Source organism: Desulfacinum infernum DSM 9756 (assembly GCF_900129305.1).
GTDB classification, from domain to species: domain Bacteria; phylum Desulfobacterota; class Syntrophobacteria; order Syntrophobacterales; family DSM-9756; genus Desulfacinum; species Desulfacinum infernum.
The window spans coordinates 153,195-170,033 of the sequence record NZ_FQVB01000003.1 but is presented as its reverse complement, the minus strand read 5'-3'; the positions used below and the strand labels follow the sequence as shown (position 1 = coordinate 170,033).

Here is a 16,839-nt window from a genome sequence, read left to right as displayed (position 1 = left end):
AACGCCTGACGCCTCACGCCCATCGCTCCTACCGTTCCCACTTGTGCCGGTAGTCCCTGCCCAGGTAGGCCCGCTGCACTTCGTCGTGTTCGGCCAGCTCCCGGGCCGTGCCGGAAAGAACGATCCGGCCGGTTTCCATCACGTAGCCGCGGTGGCAGACGTCCAGGGCGCCCAGGGCGTTTTGCTCCACGAGTAAAATGGTCGTTCCCTGCCGGTTGAGCTCCTCCAATGTGGCATAGATTTCTTCCACAATCAAAGGGGCCAATCCCAAGGACGGCTCGTCCAGCACCAGCAACTTGGGCCGGGTCATGAGAGCCCGGGCGATGGAAAGCATTTGCTGCTCCCCACCGCTCAGGGTACCGGCCTTCTGGGTTTGGCGGTCCCGGAGAACGGGAAAGAGCTCCATCATCTCATCCATGGTTTCCCGGAGCTTCCGGCGCCCATGGATATAGCCGCCCAGCTCCAGGTTTTCCCGCACGGTGAGGTTGGGGAAGAGCTGGCGGGCTTCCGGGACCTGGGCCAGTCCCTTCCGCACGATCTCTTCGGGGCTCTTTCCCTGGATGGCCGTTCCCCGGAAGAGGACTTCTCCCGCCGACGGCCGGTGCATGCCGCTCAGGACCTTGAGCAGGGTGCTTTTCCCGGCTCCGTTGGCCCCCAGAAGGCAGACCCTTTCGCCTTCGTCCACGTGGAGGGTCACGCGGCGAAGCACCGGGACGGCCCCGTAATGGGCGGAGATGTTCACCAGCTTCAGCATGCGGTCTCCTCGATCCCGGAGCGTGCCTCCGTCCGTCCGGCCCGCCGGCCGGTGCCCAGATATGCGGCGATCACCTTGGGATCCTTCTGGATCTTTCGCGGAGGCCCCTGGGCGATCACTTGGCCGTGCTGCAAAACCACCACGTGGTCGGCGTATTCCATGACCACGTTCATGTCGTGTTCCACCAGCACCATGGCCATGCCGTCTTTCCTGCGGGCTCCGATCCAGTCCATGAGACGCCGGCTTTCATTGGGATTAAGCCCCCCCACGGGCTCATCCAACAAGAGGATGCGGGGCTCCAGCGCCAGGGCCCTGAGGATTTCCAGCACCTTCTGTTCGTAGAGGGAAAGGACGGCGGCGGGAAGATCTTCCTTGCTTTCCAGGGGGGTGCCCCGGAGGGCCGCACGAGCGAGGTCCCGAAGGGTTTCTTCTTCCCGGCGTTCCGCAGGCGTATGCCACAAGGCCCTCCAGAAACCGGCCCGGCCGGACAGGTGGAACCCCAGGAGCAGATTGTCCAGCACGCTCAGGTGAGAAAACATCTGGACCGTCTGGAAGGAGCGCCCGATTCGAGCTCGCGCCACCCGGTGCGCCGGAAGGCCGGTGATGTCCCGATCCCCGGCCACGATCCGCCCTTCCTGGGGCGCCACCAGCCCGGAGACGACGTTGAGCAGCGTTGTTTTCCCGGCGCCGTTGGGACCGATGAGGGCCGCGATCTGCCCCGGCTTCACAGTGAAGGAGACGTTCTGGAGGGCCTGGAGGCCGCCGAATCGGACGGAAATGTTCCGGACGGCCAGCACGTCACGGTCCGGAGGGCTTTCGGAGTCAGGCTGGGATATGGGCTTTCCGGCCACGCGCCGTGCCGGTTTAGCACCTGGAGGTCCCGACTGCGTCCGCCTTTCCTCCTTTTCCGATGCCGTCCCTCCAAGACGCCGGAATAGCTCCCTCAGCCCGGTAGCGGCGGCGGGCGCCAGCCCGTTGGGGAAGAAGACCAGGGACCCCATGAGCAGCAGGCCGTAAATCAGCACATGAAGGTCTTCGAATCGGTGCAGCAGTTCGGGAAGGCTGGTGAGCAGCGCGGTTCCCACCAGGCCCCCCCAGAGATTTCCCATGCCGCCCACCACCACCATGGTGACCACCTGCACGGAATAGAAGATGTCGAAGGTCTTGGGACTGATGAAGGTGACGTAGTGGGCGTAGCAAAAGCCGGCAAAGGCCGCCAGAACGGTGCTCAGCACAAAGACTCCCACCTTGTAGGCGTGGGTGGGGACGCCCAGGGTACGTGCGGTGAGTTCCTTGTCGTGGATGGCTCGCAGGGCCCGGCCGATGCGGGATTCTTCCAGGTTGAGGAAGAGGGCGAAAACGAAAAAGAAGGCCGTCCAAATGAATCCATAGAACGAACGGTCGGTGTCGATCACCAGGGGGCCCACGTGCAGGGCAGGAATGCCGGGGAAGCCGGAGGGGCCTCCGGTGAGTTCTTCCATCTGGTTGAGGCAGATGCTCACGATGATGTTGAAGCCCAGGGTGGCCATGACCAGGTAATGGCCTTCCAGGCGCAGGGTGGGCACCGCCAGCAGAAAGCCCAGCAGGGCGGCCGTCGCCAGGGCGGCGGCGAGACCGGCCCAAAGCGGCCATCCCAGGGTGGTGGTCACGATGGCGCTGGTGTAAGCACCCAAGCCGTAGAAGGCGGCGTGGCCCAGGGAGATTTGCCCCGCGCACCCGATGAGGAAGTTGAGGCCGAGAACCACCAGGGCGTTCAGAGCCATGATGTTGAAGAGAACGAGAAAGTAGTCGTTGGGAAGCACCAGGGGCAGGACGGCGGCGAAGGCCGCGACGGCCGTGAGAGGCTTCCAGTCCTTGGGAACAAAGGGCAGGCGTTCCGTCATGGAATCAGAGCCTCCGTACCCGTTTGCTGCCGAAGAGGCCGGCCGGGCGAACGAAAAGGATGCCCAGGAGGATCAGGAAGGCGAAGGCGTCCTTGTAGGCGGACGACACGAAGCCCGCCCCCAGGGATTCCAGAAGTCCCAGGAGGTACCCGCCCACTACGGCGCCCAGTGTGGACCCGTAGCCTCCCAGGATGGCTCCCGCAAAACCCTTGAGGCCCAGCATGAGACCCGTGCTGTAGCTCATGCTGGTGAGAGGCGTGATGAGGACGCCGGCCAGGGCCCCCACGGCTCCGGCCATGGCGAAGGCCAACGCCACGAGCTTCCTCACGGAAATTCCCACCAGGGCCGCTCCGTAAGGATTGTCGGCCACGGCCCGCATGGCCTTTCCCACCAGAGTGTGGCGGTAGAAAAGGAAGAGAAATACAAGGACGCTCAGAGAAATGCCGATCACCCAGAGGGTCTGGGGAAGCACGGCTGCGGAAAGAACGATGAACGGGGTGTCTCCGCCCATGGCCGGAAGGGTGTGCACATTTTTCCCCCAAGCCAGCATGCCGGCGCCGCGAAGGCTGATGGAAGCCCCCACGGTGATCATCACCAGCACCAGCACCTCCCGGTTCCGGGCCCGGCGCAAGGGGCCTCCTTCCAGGGCCACGCCCACCAGCGCGGTGAAGGCCATGGCCGACACAAAGGCCAAGGGCATGGGAAGTCCCCAGGTTTTAAGCAGGGTGACGGCCACCAGCCCCCCCAGCATCACGAAATCACCCTGGGCGAAGTTGACGATGCCCGTGGCGTTCTGGACCAGGCAGAACCCCAGGGCGATCAGGGCGTAGACGCTGCCGTTCGTGATTCCGGAAACCACGAACTGGGGCAGCTGCTGAAGGAGCATGGAATCCATCGATTGTTTCCCTATCCGGTTTGTGGGACTGACCCTTCCTGTTTTTTGCCCGGGCGATCATCTCACCGGTTCACCCTATCGCCGTGTGCTCAGCGGGCGTGGATAAACCCCGCCCCTACCTGCTTTAACCCATGTCCCGTAACCCGTATCCCCCACGTCGGATCACCCGTCACCCGTCACTCACCACTCACCACTCACCACTCACCACTCATCACCCATTACTCATCACTCACCACCCGCCTCGGCTCCCGCTTCCAAGGCGGCCAGGTTGGCGTCCCGGCGGGGGCCGCCCAACTTTTCCAACACCCGGCGAAGATCGTCCAGCGAGCAGAAGAGGGCTCCGGATGCGGCGGCAAACCCCAACAGGACCAGGTTGGCGGCCACGGGGTTTCCCAGCTTTCGGGCGATTCCGGTGGCGTCCACGTCTCCGGGGCCGGTCCGGGGCGTCCGGTTGCACACCAGAGTGCCGTTCGGGCTCAGGAAATGTCCGTGGGCTTTGACGCCTTCCTCGTGCAGGGCCACCAGCACGTGGGCGTGCCCGGGGCGGATGAGCGGGCTCACGTGCCATGCCGGATCCGTCGCGGCGTCCCTTTCGCCTTCAGGTTTTCCCTTTTCTCTTTCAAACACCTTGACGTGGCTGATGACGTTTCCGCCTCTTTGCGCCATGCCGTGGGTTTCGGACATGAGCACGGAAAGGCCGCGCGCCAGGGCCGCCTCGCCCAGGATCTTGCTGACGAAGAGAACCCCTTGGCCTCCCAGTCCGCTTAGGATGATCTGCTGCTTCATGAGTGGTTCGACTCCTTGCCTGCCTGCGGCTGCGACGGGATCTCGATGGCGTCGTGGGGACAGACATGGGCGCAGACGCCGCAGCCGCTGCACAACACGTCGTCCACCGTAACGGCTTCCTCTTTTCCGTGGAAAACCAGGGCGGGGCATTCGAAGTGGGTGATGCAGAATCCGCAACCCTGGCACTTGTCGTTGATGGCCGGAACCGGCTTTCGATCCGGTTTCGGCTGCTTGCGGTCCATGAGGCACGGACGCCGGGCGATGACCACCGCCATGCCTCCGTTTTCCGGATCCCGGGTGTGTTCCTTGGCGGCCTTGAGAAGCCCCGTGAACGCTTCGAAGTCGTAGGGATCGCCCACACTCACGTGCCGCACGCCGCAGGCGCGCGCCAGATCCTCGATGGACACCTTGGGGACGGAACGGCCGTCCAGGGTGTTGCCTTCGGCGGGGGTGGGCTGGTGTCCGGTCATGGCGGTGGTGGCGTTGTCCAGAACCACCACCACGAACCGGCACCCCTGAATGACCGCGTTGATGAGCGCCGGAATGCCGGCGTGGTAGAAAGTGGAATCGCCGATGGTGGCCACGATGGGCCGGCTGTTCTGTCCGGAATCCCGGAAAGCGTGGTAAAACCCCGCCGCCTGGCTGATGGACGCGCCCATGCAGAGCACGGTGTCCACGGCTCCCAGGTTCAACCCCAGGGTGTAGCAGCCGATGTCCCCGGGGTAGATCCCGCGGGGAAAGACCTTACGGATGGCGAAGAAAGCGGCGCGGTGCCCGCATCCGGCGCACAGGGTGGGGCGGCGCCCGGGGGCGGCCGCTCCCTTCGGAGCGGCGGCTTCAGGCAAGCCCGCGAAGGTCCTCACAATGCCTTCCACCGTTTCGGGCAGCAACTCTCCTTCCCGGGGCACGTGTCCGGAAAGACGCCCCTGCACCTTGGCGCGGTCCCGGAATTGGGCCTCCATCACCGGCTGGGTTTCTTCCAGGACCAGGATCCGGCGGGCTTGGTCCAGAAGGCCGGTCAGAAAATCTTCCGGAAGCGGAAACGGCATGGGGGCGTAGTAGAGAGGGATCTCCTCCCAGAGCCCCAGGTCCTTGAGGATTTCGGACGCGTGGGTGCAGACCGCTCCCGACGCCACGATCACCCCGGCGGCCTTTTCAGCAGAAACGGCGGGATTCAGTTGAACGGGCTGAAGTCTCGAATCCCGGCTGACGGCGTCCAGCTTTTCGTTGAGCTGCTTGTGGAGCAGAAACCGGAACTTGGGAGTGGCGGCCCATCGGGCCGGGTCCTTTTCGAAAACGGGTGCGGGCTGATCCTGCCGGAAGGGGCGGATTTCCATGTCCTGGCGCGCATGGCAGACCCTCGTGGTGGGCCGAAAAAGCACGGGCACTTCGTAGTCCTCGGAAAGGTCGAAGGCCGTGTGAAGAAGGTCCCTTGCGTGGGCGGGTCCCAGGGGATCCAGGACGGGCACCTTGGCCAGCATGGCGAACTGTCGCGTGTCCTGTTCCGTCTGGGAGCTGTGGGGGCCGGGGTCGTCCGCCACGATCACCACCAGGCCACCCTTGACGCCCGTGTAAGCGGCGCTCATGAAGGGGTCCGCCGCCACGTTCAGCCCCACCTGCTTCATGGCCGCGGCGGACCGCCTTCCGGCGTAGCTGTTGGCCAAAGCCGTCTCCAGGGCCACCTTCTCGTTGATGGACCATTCCACGTGCATGGCGATGGATCCGGATCGCTTCAAGGCCGCCAGCGTGCCTACGATTTCCGAGGCCGGGGTGCCCGGATAGGACGCCGCCAGGGTGCAACCGGCTTCCAACAGGCCATAGGCCATGGCTTCGTTGCCCAACAAGATCTTTCTTTCCGCCAATCCTGTCTCCTCTTCGTCGAAAGTCCGTTCGGTCCTTTTCGCCAGGAAAGTCGGCAATGAAAAAGGCCGTGGGGGTGAAGCCGCCCACGGCCTTTGACATTCCTTTTAGATGGCTTCAGCGGTGGACGGGCTTCACCTGGGGTGAAGACCACCACCAAAACCATCGGCCGATGTTTCCAAGAATTTGGTTTCCCGACATTTCTTATCCGTTCACAGGAGCCTTCAAAAATCAGCCTGTTTGTAGCAAAACCGGGAGAGGCCGGTCAAGGGGATGAACTTGGAAGATTAGAGGATTAAGGGATAAGGATGAAGGGGTGGGCCGGGAATGATCGGTCGGCGAAGTTGCGGGCGACCAGACGGGGGCGTTGGAAAAGGAGGCGGAGGCATGGACGAAGCGGTCCGAAGGAATCTCTTGGAACGCGTGGAAAAGGAACCCTACGCTCGGCATCTGGGGCTGCGGCTCGTCCGGATGGACGAAGGCTACGCCCTGGTGGAGATGGATTTCGACGAGTCGAAGCAAAACATCTTCGGCATGGCCCATGGAGGCGCCATCTTTTCCCTCATCGACGAAGCCTTCGAAGTGGCGTCCAATTCCCACGGCATCATGGCCGTGGCGCTCAACATGAACGTGACCTACATGGCCGCTCCCCGGCCGGGCGATACCCTGCGGGCGGAAGCCTCCGAGGTCCATCGGACTCCGAGAACCGCCAGCTACCAGATACGGGTGACGGGATCGGACGGAACCCTGGTGGCCCTCTGCCAAGCCTTGGTCTATCGGAAAAAGGACCGGGCGATCCTGGAGATGTAATCTCCGATGGCCAGCGAGGAAGTGGCTGCGGGCGAGGGGGCGTTGAGCACGTGGACGACCCCCGGGGACCGCACGATGGCGAAGTCGTCCAAAAGCGATCCGTTGCGATCGAGGGCCTGGGCCCTCACGCCGGCTCCTCCCGGAGCCAGATCGCCTTCGGCGATGTCCGGAATGAGTTTTTGCAACGCCCGGGCGAATAGAGTCTTGGAATGGGAGCGGGCCATTTCCTCCAGGCCCGGTCGCCAGTAACGGAGCGCAAGCCGAAGGAATCCCGGATAGCGCAACGTCTCCCACAGCTCCCGGGGGTTCACGGTCTTCTTGGTGTATCCCTCCCGCGCCCAGGCCAGCACGGCGTTGGGGCCCGCTTCCACGCCGCCGTGGATCATGCGGGTGAAGTGAACGCCGAGAAAGGGAAACCGGGGGTCCGGTACGGGGTAGATGAGATTCCGTACCAGGCGGCGGGCGGAGCCTCGGAGCGTGTAGTATTCGCCTCGAAAGGGCACGATCTGAATCTCCGGATCCGATCCGGACGCCCGGGCCACTCGATCCGCATAAAGCCCCGCGCAGTTCACGACCCCCGCGGCCGCCCATGGGCCTTGGGAAGTGAGAACCTCCACCTCCTTCGATCCGCCCCGTTTGGGGAGGATCTTCAGGACCCGGGTTCCATATTGAATGCGGCCTCCCCGGGCTTCGATCCATGCTGCGAAGTCCCGCGCCACTTGGCGGAAATCCACGATGCCCGTGGTGGGCACCCACAAGGCCCGAACGCACCGCACGTGGGGTTCCATGGAGCGCGCCTCGCGCGGGGTGAGGACCGCCATGCCCGGCACCCCGTTGGCGACGCCCCTTCTGTAAAGCTCTTCCAAACGCTCCACCTCGGTCCCGTCCGCGGCCGCCACCAACTTGCCGCAAATCTCGAACGGGATGCCCTGTTCCCGGCAGAAGGTGATCAGACTCCGGGCTCCTTCCAGGCACAGCCGCGCCTTGAGCGATCCCGGGCGATAATAGATCCCGGAATGGATCACGCCGCTGTTGTGGCCGGTCTGGTGCCGGCCGGGCCCCGCTTCCTTTTCCAGTACCACCACCCGCGTGGCCGGGGAGGCCTTGAGGATCTGGAGCGCCGTGGCCAAGCCGACGATGCCCGCTCCGATCACCACCACGTCCGCCTGGTTCGATTTGTTGGGAATCACTGCCGAGTCCTCCGGATTATGTCGTGAGTCGTGAGTCGTGAGTCGTGAGTCGTGAGTCGTAAGTCTTGAGTCGTAAGTCGTGAATCGTGAATCGTGCTCCGCCTACTCCTCCTCACCCCTAACTCCTCACCCATCACCCATCACCCATCACTCGTCACCCGTCACTCGTCACCCGTCACCCATCACCCGTCACTCATCACTCACGCATCGGGATCCAGGCACGGGTTGAAATAGCCGAAGCCCAAATGAGGAAAGCGATCCCGGAGCAGCTGCATGAGCTTTCGGATGCCCAGGGGCTTTCCCGACGGCTTGTGCCCGATGGAGGCGAGAAGCCATTCAGGGTCGGCATTGAAGTTGCGCATCTGGATGAAGTCCAGGCGGGTGGACTCCACGAGCCGGCACAGGGCGTCCACTTCGTCAGGATCGTCCGTGAAGCCGGGAAGGACGAAATAGTTGATGGAAACGAACCCTCCGGCCGCCTTCATGGCCTGGATGGAACGGACCACGTCCTCGAAGCCGTAGCCCTTGGGGCGATAGTAGGCGTGGTAGTATTGGGGGCGTGCGGAATTGAGGCTCACACGGATGCTGTCGCATCCGGCCCGGCCCAGACGCTCGATGACGTCCGGAAGGCTGCCGTTGGTGTTGCAGTTGATGGTCCCTCGGCTCGTCTCCCGGCGCATGATCCGGATGGCCTCTTCCAGGACGGGGCCCTGGAGGATCGGTTCGCCTTCGCAGCCCTGGCCGAAACTCACCACCGCCCGGGGAGCTTTCTTCAGGTGCGGCACGGCCACGGCGGCGATTTCTTCCGGCGTGGGCACAAAGGTGATGCGGTCCTGGGTGGCGCAGAGATCTTCGCGTTCCTGGAGGCTGATGCAGCCCAGGCAGCGGGCGTTGCACGCGGGGGAGGTGGGAAGCGGCGCTTCCCAGCGGTTCATGAAGAGGTTTCGAGCCGCCGGGCACCCGTAGGTGAGGGCGCATTTTCCCAGGTGCTGAACCAGCCGGTTGGTGGATTCTTGCTGCATGCGCCGCCGGGCGTTTCGGGCGATTGTTTCCTGGTCGAAATTCCGAAAATCCTGCCGGGGGTCCGGATCCACCCGAAGGGCCGTGGTGAAGAAACGGCCCTCGTGCCAGCCCACGGCCGTGTAGGCGAAGAGCGGCAGGAGGGGTGCCCCGGGACGCGTCTTGTAGGCCGCCGTGTAGATCTGCGTGTGGGCGGGGGCCACGAAGGCCGCCACGGCTTCCACGGTCTTGGACGGATCGTAGGGATCCCGGGTGAGCACCTGGAAGCGCTTCCTTTTCCGGTCGTAGCCCACGGGGTACCGGCCCGGGAGTCGGAAGAGCTCGCTTCCTTCCGGAAGGGGAATCAGGTCGGCGGGTGCCGGCCTTTTCCATTGGCCTGCCTGGGATCCCACCATTTCCAGGTACGGGTGATCCAGGATGTTTCCGTTTTCGTCGGCGTAGAGCAGCGCGGGGTGTCGGGTCTTCATGAATCGGTCGTGGCTTGAATGGACAATCAGATGAGATCCGAAAGGTGGCGGAAGGCGTCCGGTTTGTTCTTTCGCACGATTTCCAGGAACGCATCCAGGAATTGGAAGGCGAAGGGGGTCATCCGCTGGTGGTGGATCATGATTCCCACAGGCTCCTTGCGGGCCAGAACGCCGGAAAGCTCCCGGAGGAGCTTCTCGTAGTCTTGTTCCGGATCGTCGCCTTTGCGAGTGTGCAGATCCACGAGAATCCGGAGGTTGGTCAGGCGCTTTGCGGCCTTGGAGTTTCGCGGAAGATGTTCCGTGGTGGAAATGCCTTCAAAGCCCAGCTGTTCCAGGACCACCAGGGTGGCGTCGCTGAATCGGTTCCACGGCGGAGTGAACACCGGCAGGGCCCTCTCGCCGAAGATTTCCTTCATCTTGTTGCTTCCCTGCCAGATGTCTTTCCATTGTTTGTCCAGCGGACGCTGTTCCCCGAATTCCGACTTCTTTCCCGCCTTCTGCCAGTTCACATGCCGCCAGCCGTGTTGATGCCACCCCCAAAGATCTTCTTCCAAGGGGGCCGACTGGAAGAGTTGGTCCACCCGGGATCGGCTGAGCCATGCGGGAACGACGGCCAGAGCCAGCGGCACCCCGTGTTTCCTGAAAAGATCGCACAGGGCATGGAACGCGCGCCCGCCCGCTCCGATGTCGTCGGCTCGAAAAAAAAGCTCCGGGGAGTACGATCCGCCGGGGAAACGGCACGCGGCTTCGAGGCGCGCCTTCCAGCTCTCGGGCGGCTTGCGCCAAAGAGGCGAGCAGGTGCGCGGCCGAATGGCGGCGGTCCACGTGGCGGAGGTTTTCACGGATATCGGCTCCTTTGGTTGTCTAGCCTTCGGATTCTTGGGGGTCTGGAGTGTCTTCGTCGCAGCCCGGTAGGCGAAACACGTCGTCAAAGACCTTGGCGGCGCCCTTGGATTTGGAAAACGCCCCGATGTCTTCCAAGAAATCCAGGTACGCATCGCCATCGGCCGGGGACGGCGTCTTCAAGGGTCTCGCCGGCCATCCATCCCGGGGCAATTCCTCATCCAGCCGGAGGTGTCTCGGTTTTTCAAGATACGAGCTGCTCATAGCGATCTTCCATGCCGTACTGCCTGAAAATCTTTTTTACCTCCTCCTGGTTCACACCGTCCACCCGAACCAGATATTCCAGATCCGCCATCTCCCGAAACAGCCTGGTAGGATCATTTTTCATGGCGAAGACCTTCAGCGCGATCAGATGTTCCGGTTTGGCCACCGGGAGCTCATGCCGCCCAAAGAGTGGCGTTCGACGCACGGCGGAAAAGATCGCGTCCGCAGTCTCTCCGCTCACGTACACGAAGTCAACTCTGCCCAACCCTTCCAAAGGGTGCACATGGTTGGAAAAGCCCCGTGAGCACTCCAGCGTGTGGTAGCCCAGAGATTCCAGAAATGAGACAACCTTCTCCCGGCTCTCCCGTCTCACGATGAAATCCAGGTCTCCCGTGGCCCGCGTGTAACCATAGGCATGGAGGGCGAAGGCGCCTATGAGCGCGTAGTCGATCCCCTGTTCTTCAAAAAAACTGACGAGGACCTCGACGGTCTTTCGAAATTTCATGGCGCGGGCGACTCTTTGTTGTGAAGATTGACACGACCCCTCCGGAAGGATAGGCATCTTTTTGGTTACCCGAGGCGGTCCGAAAAGACAATGGGTTTCTCACAATCTCTTGCATGGGGAGTGGGACATGGTTCAACCGGGCGGTTCAAATCCCAAGGCCTTGGAACGAAGGATCCGGACCCACATCCGATCCCGGGTGCACCGGTTCGCCGCCACGGCTCCAAAAGAATTGATCGGCATGTGTCGGCGGGAACTTGAGAAAATTGGAGCAAAAGTGGTGGAAATTTCGGAGGCCGGGGTCGAATTCGAGGGAAGGTTGGACCTCTGCTACCAAGCCAATCTGTGGCTCCGGACGGCGGGGCGAGTTTTGTGCCGTCTGCCGGCTTTCCGGGCCGGGGCCCGCGAGGAACTCTTCGCCAAGGCGGCCAAGATCCCCTGGGATCTCTGGCTTCCCCGCGGTGTTCCCCTGGCGGTGGAGGCCTACGTAATCCGATCCCGCATCCGCCACACCGAGCCGGCGGCGCAGGCGGTGAAGGATGCCGTCCGCCGTCGGCTGGAAGAAGCGGGCCTGGAGCCGCATTTTGCGGAGGACCGCCCGCGGGAGGATTTTCCTTCCGGTCCGGCCGAAGCCGGGGCGGAAGGCTTTGTCCAGCGGATCCTCATTCGGATTGAAAACAACCGCTGTGTCATCAGCTTGGACACCACAGGGCCCCACTTGCACCAGCGGGGCTACCGGCTGCGCCACACCGGGGCGCCGCTTCGGGAGACCCTGGCAGCGGCCATCCTGCAACGAGCGGGTTGGGACGGCCGGCGTCCGCTGGTGGACGGCATGTGCGGCTCCGGAACCCTGGCCATCGAGGCGGCCTGGATGGGACGGGGGGCGGCGCCGGGTCGAAAGCGGTGCTTCCTCTTTGAAAAGTGGCCGTCTTTCCAGGAAAAGACATGGCTCCATCTGCTGCGAAAGGCGGAAGAGGCGGTCGACCGTTCCGTGGAATTGCGGATCGTGGGGATCGACCGGGATGCGGCCGCCTTGCGCATCGCCGCCGACAACGCACGCCGGGCCGAGGCGGCCGCGGACATCCGGTGGGTGCGGGCGCCTTTTGAGAGTTTCCGGCCGGGGGATCACGGTTTGTCCGGAGGGCTTGTGGTTCTCAATCCGCCTTACGGGGTGCGGCTTTCCGGAGGGGATATGGAAATGTATCGCCGGATTCTGCGTCATCTGGGAAAGCATTTCGCAGGCTGGCAGGCGGCGGTGATCGCCCCCGTCCGGGAGTTCCTGTCGGACGGGGGAGTTCGTCCCGATCGGATCTGGAAGGTGCGCCACGGAGGCTTGCCGGTCCATGTGGGATTCTACCGGCTTTCTTCGCGCTAGTCCCCGTCACGGGGCGGCGTGACTAGAAGCCTGTCCGACAATGGCTCTCCGACTTACAAGGCCGAGGAATTTTGGTCCTCCTCGTAGCCGCGGGGCTTCAGCCCCGCGGAAAGGCTCATCGCAACTCCATGAATTAGCGGGAAATACGCGATGGCCTATCCGACGGCCGGGGGTTCCTCCGCAGCCCTAAAGGGCTGCGCTACGAGATAAAAGGTCGTCCGCGGCGTTCTCCGACAGGCTCCTAGAAGCCTGTCGGAGAACTTCTCAAACCGTCACTCCCGCGCGGGTGGGAGTCCATAAGTTGCAGGAAATCCTGGATCCCCGCTTCCGCGGGGATGACGAATGGACGTTGAACGGCGCAAATCTACCGCTGCCGGACAGGCTCTTAGGAAGGCGTTTTGGGCGATCGAAACATGAGCTTCGTGCAAAGGGTGGATAAGGACATGACCCGAGCGGTGATCCTGGAAGAATCGGCTCCCAGGGACGGGCTCCAGAACGAGTCCCGCATCTTTACGGTGGAGGAACGGGTGTGGCTGGTGGAGGCTCTGACCGAATGCGGTTTTCCACGCATCCAGGTGGGTTCCATGGTCCATCCGCGGGCCGTGCCCCAGATGGCGGACACCGAAACCGTCTGCCGGCGGATCCGGAAAAGACCGGGCGTGGCCTACACCGTCCTGGTTCTGAATGAAAGGGGCCTGGACCGGGCTCTGGCCTGCGGGGTGGATCATGTGGCCGTCTTTGTTTCCGCGTCCGAAACCCACAGCAGAAAAAACACCGGCTGCAGTGTGGAGGAAGGGCTTCGGCGAGCAAGCACTGTGGTGCGCCGCGCCGTGGAAGCCGGCATGACCGTGCAGGCGGGCGTCATGAACGCCTTCGGGTGCCGGTTCGAAGGGGCGGTTCCCCTGGATCGGATCCGACATCTCCTGGTGTCGCTTCGGGAGGCGGGGGCCCATGAGCTCTGTTTGGCGGACACCTCGGGCATGGCCCATCCCGCGCAGATGGAGGAGCTTTTGCGGGAATTTGTCCCGGAGTTGGACGTGCCCCTGGCTCTCCATCTTCACGACACCTGGGGATTCGGGATCGCCAACGTCTACGCGGCGTGGAAGATGGGCGTGCGCCGATTCGATGTGGCGTGCGGAGGACTGGGGGGATGCCCCTTCATCCCGGGTGCGCCCGGCAATGTGGCCTCCGAAGACGTCGTCCATCTCTTTCAATCCATGGGGGTATCCACCGGCGTGGACCTGGAGGGCTTGGTCCGGGTGGTGCATGACCTGGAAAGGAAACTGGGGCGTGAGCTTTCCGGGCACTACTCGAGATGGCGGCGCCCCGCACCCTGCAAGGACACACCGTCATGAGCGGACAGGAAAAGGCGGCGCAAGAGACCATCGGGGAGAGCCTTTCGGGAAGGGACACGGCCAAGGTCCTTCACTGGCTGCTGGCGGCCGCGCTCCTGGCTCTCTTTGTGGTGTGCCTGTGGCTCTTTTGGGACATCTGGGCGGCGCGAAACGACCTGCAGGCCTTCCTACGGCAAAGGGCTTTGCCTCCCGCCGGAGTTTCCGGGCCTCTTCTGGCCGACATGAAGGATTTGTATCGCCAGGAGATCACGCTCAACCTGGTGCTGGCCTCTCTCATCCTGGTCATGGGCGTTCTTCTGGGCGGCTATGTTTCCCACTGGGTCCGGCTGTCCGGGCGGATGAAGGATATTCAGAACATCGACCGCTACATCCTCCAGAGCATCACCCGCGGGGTGGTGACGGTGGACGAAAGGCGGCGGATCACCAGCTGCAACAGGGCCTTCGGCGAAATCCTGGGCCTGTCCGCATCTCTGTGTTCGGGCCGGTCCTTTTCTTCCGTCTTTCCCGAAGAGAGTCCGTTTCGCCGGATGGTGGAATGGGCCCTCCAAAGCCCGGGAAACATGGATGCGGAAGACGAAATCGTCTACACGACGCCGGAAGGAGAGGAAAAGCCGCTGCGCCTCACCACCTGCGCCCTCCGAAACGAAAAGGGTCGCCTCATCGGGGTCATCTTGCTGGTCAAGGACCTCACGCCCATCAAGGCTCTGGAAGAGCGGCTCCGTCGTCAGGAGCGGCTGGCCGCCATCGGCCATCTCACTCGCAGAATCCTCCATGAGGTGCGCAATCCCTTGAGTGCCATGGACCTCAACCTTCAACTACTTCAGGAGCGCCTGGAAGTCCTGGGGTTTCACGATCCCAAAGCGGAGCGGTATCTTCGGGTGGTCTTTTCCGAGCTTCATCGCCTGGACAAGGTGGTGGGGGATACACACCACAGCGTCACCCCGCCGCCGGTGCACCTGAGGCCCGTGGTGCTCCAGGACGTGCTGACTCAGGTGGCCGAAGGGCTGCGCGCCTCCTTCGAAAAGGATGGCCACCGGCTGGTGTTGGATCTGTGGCCGGAGCCCCTGGAGATTACGGCCGACTCGGACCGGCTCAAGGAGGTGCTCATCAACCTGCTGCTCAATGCCCAGGACGCCGTGGCGGGCCGAACCGGGCGCGTGATCCTGCGCTGCCGGTTGGAAGAACGCACGAACCGGGTCGTGGTGGAGGTGGAAGACAACGGGGCGGGAATCCCCTGGGAGAATCTGTCCAAGATTTTCGATCCCTTTTTCACCACCAGGCGCCGGGGTACCGGTTTGGGCTTGAGTGTGGTACACAACATCGTGAAGCAGCACGGAGGCGAGATCCACGTCTCCAGTTGGGTGAATGAAGGGACGCTCTTCGCCGTCCATCTTCCGGGTCCCCTTTCCAGCGAGATGCCGTCTCACTGACCATGGAACCTTTTTCCATTCTCATCGCCGACGACGAGCCGAACATCCGAGAGGCGCTCCATGAGGCGCTGGCCGACGAGGGTTATTTTACGGCCACGGCTTCCTGCGGCCGGGATGCCTTGGCACATCTGGAGGCGCGCCGGTTCCATCTGGTCCTCCTGGACCTGGTTCTGGGGGACATGGACGGTCTGGAGATCCTCAAGACGGTCAAGGGGAAGTGGCCCAAGACGGAAGTGGTGGTCATCACGGCCTACGGCACCATCGAGACGGCGGTGGAGGCCCTGCGGGACGGGGCCTACGACTACATGACCAAGCCGGTCAACCTGAAGCGCCTGAGAAGCTACGTCCAGAAGATCTATCGGGCCAAGCGACTGGAAGACGAGAACATCCGCCTCCGGGAAGAGTTGAGCCGGGAGAGGCAGTACCGGAACATCGTGGGCTGTAGCGACGCCCTCATGGAGGTTCTGGAACTCATCGACCAGGTGGCGCCCACCGACGTGCCGGTGCTCATCCTGGGCGAGACGGGAACCGGAAAGGAGCTGGTGGCCCGGGCCATCCACCAGCGAAGCTTCCGGGCATCCGGGCCTTTCGTCAGCCTCAATTGCGGGGCCCTTCCCGCCGACCTGTTCGAAAGCGAGCTCTTCGGTTACGAAAAAGGGGCGTTCACGGGAGCCCACGCGCGCAAGCCCGGCCGCTACGAGATGGCCCACGGCGGAACGCTTTTCCTGGATGAAGTGGCGGAGATGGCCCCGTCCAGCCAGGTGGATTTCCTGCGGCTTCTGGAAGAAGGCACTGTGCACCGGCTGGGCTCCACCCGCCCTCTGGAGGTGGATGTGCGGGTGCTGGCGGCCACCAACAAGGACCTGGAAGCCTTGTGCCGGCAGGGGCTCTTCCGTGAAGACCTCTACTACCGCCTCAACGTGGTGTCCGTGACCTTGCCGCCCCTGCGGGAAAGAAGAGAGGACGTGCCGATTCTGGCGGTGCATTTCCTGGAGGAATTCAAGGAAAAGTATCGGCGGCCCGAACTGGTCTTGGATGCCCCTGTGCTGGAAGAGCTCAAGGCGTATTCCTGGCCGGGAAACATCCGGGAATTGCGAAACGCCGTGGAGCGGGCCGCCGTTCTCTGCCGGGGGAACCGAATCACTCGAAGGTTCTTCCCCTTCCTGCCCGAAGCGGCTCGGCCGGAGACCCCGGAGGACGGGAAGCCGGAGGGCTATCCGGCCGCCTGGCCCCTGTGGGAAGTGGAAAAGGCCCACATCGCGCGGGCCTTGGAACTGCACGGCGGTCACCGCCGGAAGACGGCCGAAAGCCTGGGCATCAGCGAGCGGGACCTCTACTACAAGATCAAAAAGTACGGACTTTCGGCGTGAGTCGTGAGTCGTGAGTCGTGAGTCGTGAGTCGTGA

Annotated in this window: 15 protein-coding genes; 5 read left to right on the top strand and 10 right to left on the bottom strand. The window is 63.2% G+C overall.

Going from position 1 to position 16,839, the window contains the following annotated elements:
• Nucleotides 1-28: 28 nt before the first annotated feature.
• The 5 genes from BUB04_RS00760 to iorA all read right to left on the bottom strand — a co-directional run bounded on the left by BUB04_RS00760 (nt 29) and on the right by iorA (nt 6,180).
• On the bottom strand, nt 29-754 hold the full coding sequence (locus BUB04_RS00760) for an ABC transporter ATP-binding protein (protein ID WP_073035997.1): 726 nt from the start codon (nt 752-754) through the stop codon (nt 29-31).
• On the bottom strand, nt 748-2,637 hold the full coding sequence (locus BUB04_RS00755; protein WP_084075809.1) for a branched-chain amino acid ABC transporter ATP-binding protein/permease: 1,890 nt from the start codon (nt 2,635-2,637) through the stop codon (nt 748-750). Before BUB04_RS00755 ends, BUB04_RS00760 begins: the two co-directional genes overlap by 7 nt.
• A gap of 4 nt (nt 2,638-2,641) precedes the next feature.
• Nucleotides 2,642-3,532, bottom strand: a complete 891-nt coding sequence (locus BUB04_RS00750) for a branched-chain amino acid ABC transporter permease (protein WP_245795089.1) — start codon at nt 3,530-3,532, stop codon at nt 2,642-2,644.
• Between the two features lie 225 nt (nt 3,533-3,757).
• Nucleotides 3,758-4,318, bottom strand: a complete 561-nt coding sequence (locus BUB04_RS00745) for a 2-oxoacid:acceptor oxidoreductase family protein (protein WP_073035996.1) — start codon at nt 4,316-4,318, stop codon at nt 3,758-3,760.
• On the bottom strand, nt 4,315-6,180 hold the full coding sequence (gene iorA / locus BUB04_RS00740; RefSeq protein ID WP_073035994.1) for an indolepyruvate ferredoxin oxidoreductase subunit alpha: 1,866 nt from the start codon (nt 6,178-6,180) through the stop codon (nt 4,315-4,317). The genes BUB04_RS00745 and iorA overlap by 4 nt, the downstream gene beginning before the upstream one ends.
• Before the next feature lie 385 nt (nt 6,181-6,565).
• Here iorA and BUB04_RS00735 point away from each other — a divergent pair, with 385 nt between their 5' ends.
• The gene (locus BUB04_RS00735; protein ID WP_073035992.1) at nt 6,566-6,988 is read left to right on the top strand and encodes a PaaI family thioesterase; all 423 of its coding nucleotides are present in this window, start codon (nt 6,566-6,568) and stop codon (nt 6,986-6,988) included.
• Here BUB04_RS00735 and lhgO read toward each other — a convergent pair.
• The 5 genes from lhgO to BUB04_RS00705 all read right to left on the bottom strand — a co-directional run bounded on the left by lhgO (nt 6,952) and on the right by BUB04_RS00705 (nt 11,334).
• Nucleotides 6,952-8,178 carry an L-2-hydroxyglutarate oxidase gene (lhgO, locus tag BUB04_RS00730; RefSeq protein WP_218588337.1) on the bottom strand — a complete coding sequence of 409 codons (1,227 nt, stop codon included), beginning with the start codon at nt 8,176-8,178 and terminating at the stop codon, nt 6,952-6,954. The genes BUB04_RS00735 and lhgO overlap by 37 nt on opposite strands.
• A 200-nt stretch (nt 8,179-8,378) precedes the next feature.
• Complete coding sequence (locus BUB04_RS00720) at nt 8,379-9,665, bottom strand: radical SAM family protein (protein ID WP_073035990.1); 1,287 nt, start codon at nt 9,663-9,665, stop codon at nt 8,379-8,381.
• Nucleotides 9,666-9,691: 26 nt separating this feature from the next.
• The gene (locus tag BUB04_RS00715) at nt 9,692-10,507 is read right to left on the bottom strand and encodes a polysaccharide deacetylase family protein (protein ID WP_073035988.1); all 816 of its coding nucleotides are present in this window, start codon (nt 10,505-10,507) and stop codon (nt 9,692-9,694) included.
• Between the two features lie 22 nt (nt 10,508-10,529).
• A complete protein-coding gene (locus tag BUB04_RS19200) occupies nt 10,530-10,691 on the bottom strand; it encodes a hypothetical protein (RefSeq protein WP_178371861.1) in 162 nt (53 codons plus the stop codon).
• Between the two features lie 61 nt (nt 10,692-10,752).
• On the bottom strand, nt 10,753-11,334 hold the full coding sequence (locus tag BUB04_RS00705; protein WP_084075807.1) for a nucleotidyltransferase family protein: 582 nt from the start codon (nt 11,332-11,334) through the stop codon (nt 10,753-10,755).
• Nucleotides 11,335-11,404: 70 nt separating this feature from the next.
• Here BUB04_RS00705 and BUB04_RS00700 point away from each other — a divergent pair, with 70 nt between their 5' ends.
• The 4 genes from BUB04_RS00700 to BUB04_RS00685 all read left to right on the top strand — a co-directional run bounded on the left by BUB04_RS00700 (nt 11,405) and on the right by BUB04_RS00685 (nt 16,804).
• Nucleotides 11,405-12,649: a THUMP domain-containing class I SAM-dependent RNA methyltransferase gene (locus BUB04_RS00700; protein WP_073035982.1), complete on the top strand. Its 1,245-nt coding sequence runs from the start codon at nt 11,405-11,407 to the stop codon at nt 12,647-12,649.
• A gap of 398 nt (nt 12,650-13,047) precedes the next feature.
• Entirely contained in the window at nt 13,048-14,004 is a 957-nt protein-coding gene (locus BUB04_RS00695) for a hydroxymethylglutaryl-CoA lyase (protein ID WP_084075805.1), read from the top strand.
• A complete protein-coding gene (locus BUB04_RS00690; RefSeq protein WP_178371860.1) occupies nt 14,001-15,434 on the top strand; it encodes a two-component system sensor histidine kinase NtrB in 1,434 nt (477 codons plus the stop codon). The genes BUB04_RS00695 and BUB04_RS00690 overlap by 4 nt, the downstream gene beginning before the upstream one ends.
• A gap of 2 nt (nt 15,435-15,436) precedes the next feature.
• On the top strand, nt 15,437-16,804 hold the full coding sequence (locus tag BUB04_RS00685) for a sigma-54-dependent transcriptional regulator (protein WP_073035978.1): 1,368 nt from the start codon (nt 15,437-15,439) through the stop codon (nt 16,802-16,804).
• The last annotated feature ends 35 nt before the right edge of the window (nt 16,805-16,839 follow it).

Coding starts and splice junctions, on each gene's coding strand:
- BUB04_RS00760 (WP_073035997.1), bottom strand. CDS start 754: ATGCTGAAGCTGGTGAACATCTCCGCCCATTACGGGGCCGTCCCGGTG.
- BUB04_RS00755 (WP_084075809.1), bottom strand. CDS start 2,637: ATGACGGAACGCCTGCCCTTTGTTCCCAAGGACTGGAAGCCTCTCACG.
- BUB04_RS00750 (WP_245795089.1), bottom strand. CDS start 3,532: ATGGATTCCATGCTCCTTCAGCAGCTGCCCCAGTTCGTGGTTTCCGGA.
- BUB04_RS00745 (WP_073035996.1), bottom strand. CDS start 4,318: ATGAAGCAGCAGATCATCCTAAGCGGACTGGGAGGCCAAGGGGTTCTC.
- BUB04_RS00735 (WP_073035992.1), top strand. CDS start 6,566: ATGGACGAAGCGGTCCGAAGGAATCTCTTGGAACGCGTGGAAAAGGAA.
- BUB04_RS00720 (WP_073035990.1), bottom strand. CDS start 9,665: ATGAAGACCCGACACCCCGCGCTGCTCTACGCCGACGAAAACGGAAAC.
- BUB04_RS00705 (WP_084075807.1), bottom strand. CDS start 11,334: ATGCCTATCCTTCCGGAGGGGTCGTGTCAATCTTCACAACAAAGAGTC.
- BUB04_RS00700 (WP_073035982.1), top strand. CDS start 11,405: ATGGTTCAACCGGGCGGTTCAAATCCCAAGGCCTTGGAACGAAGGATC.
- BUB04_RS00690 (WP_178371860.1), top strand. CDS start 14,001: ATGAGCGGACAGGAAAAGGCGGCGCAAGAGACCATCGGGGAGAGCCTT.
- BUB04_RS00685 (WP_073035978.1), top strand. CDS start 15,437: ATGGAACCTTTTTCCATTCTCATCGCCGACGACGAGCCGAACATCCGA.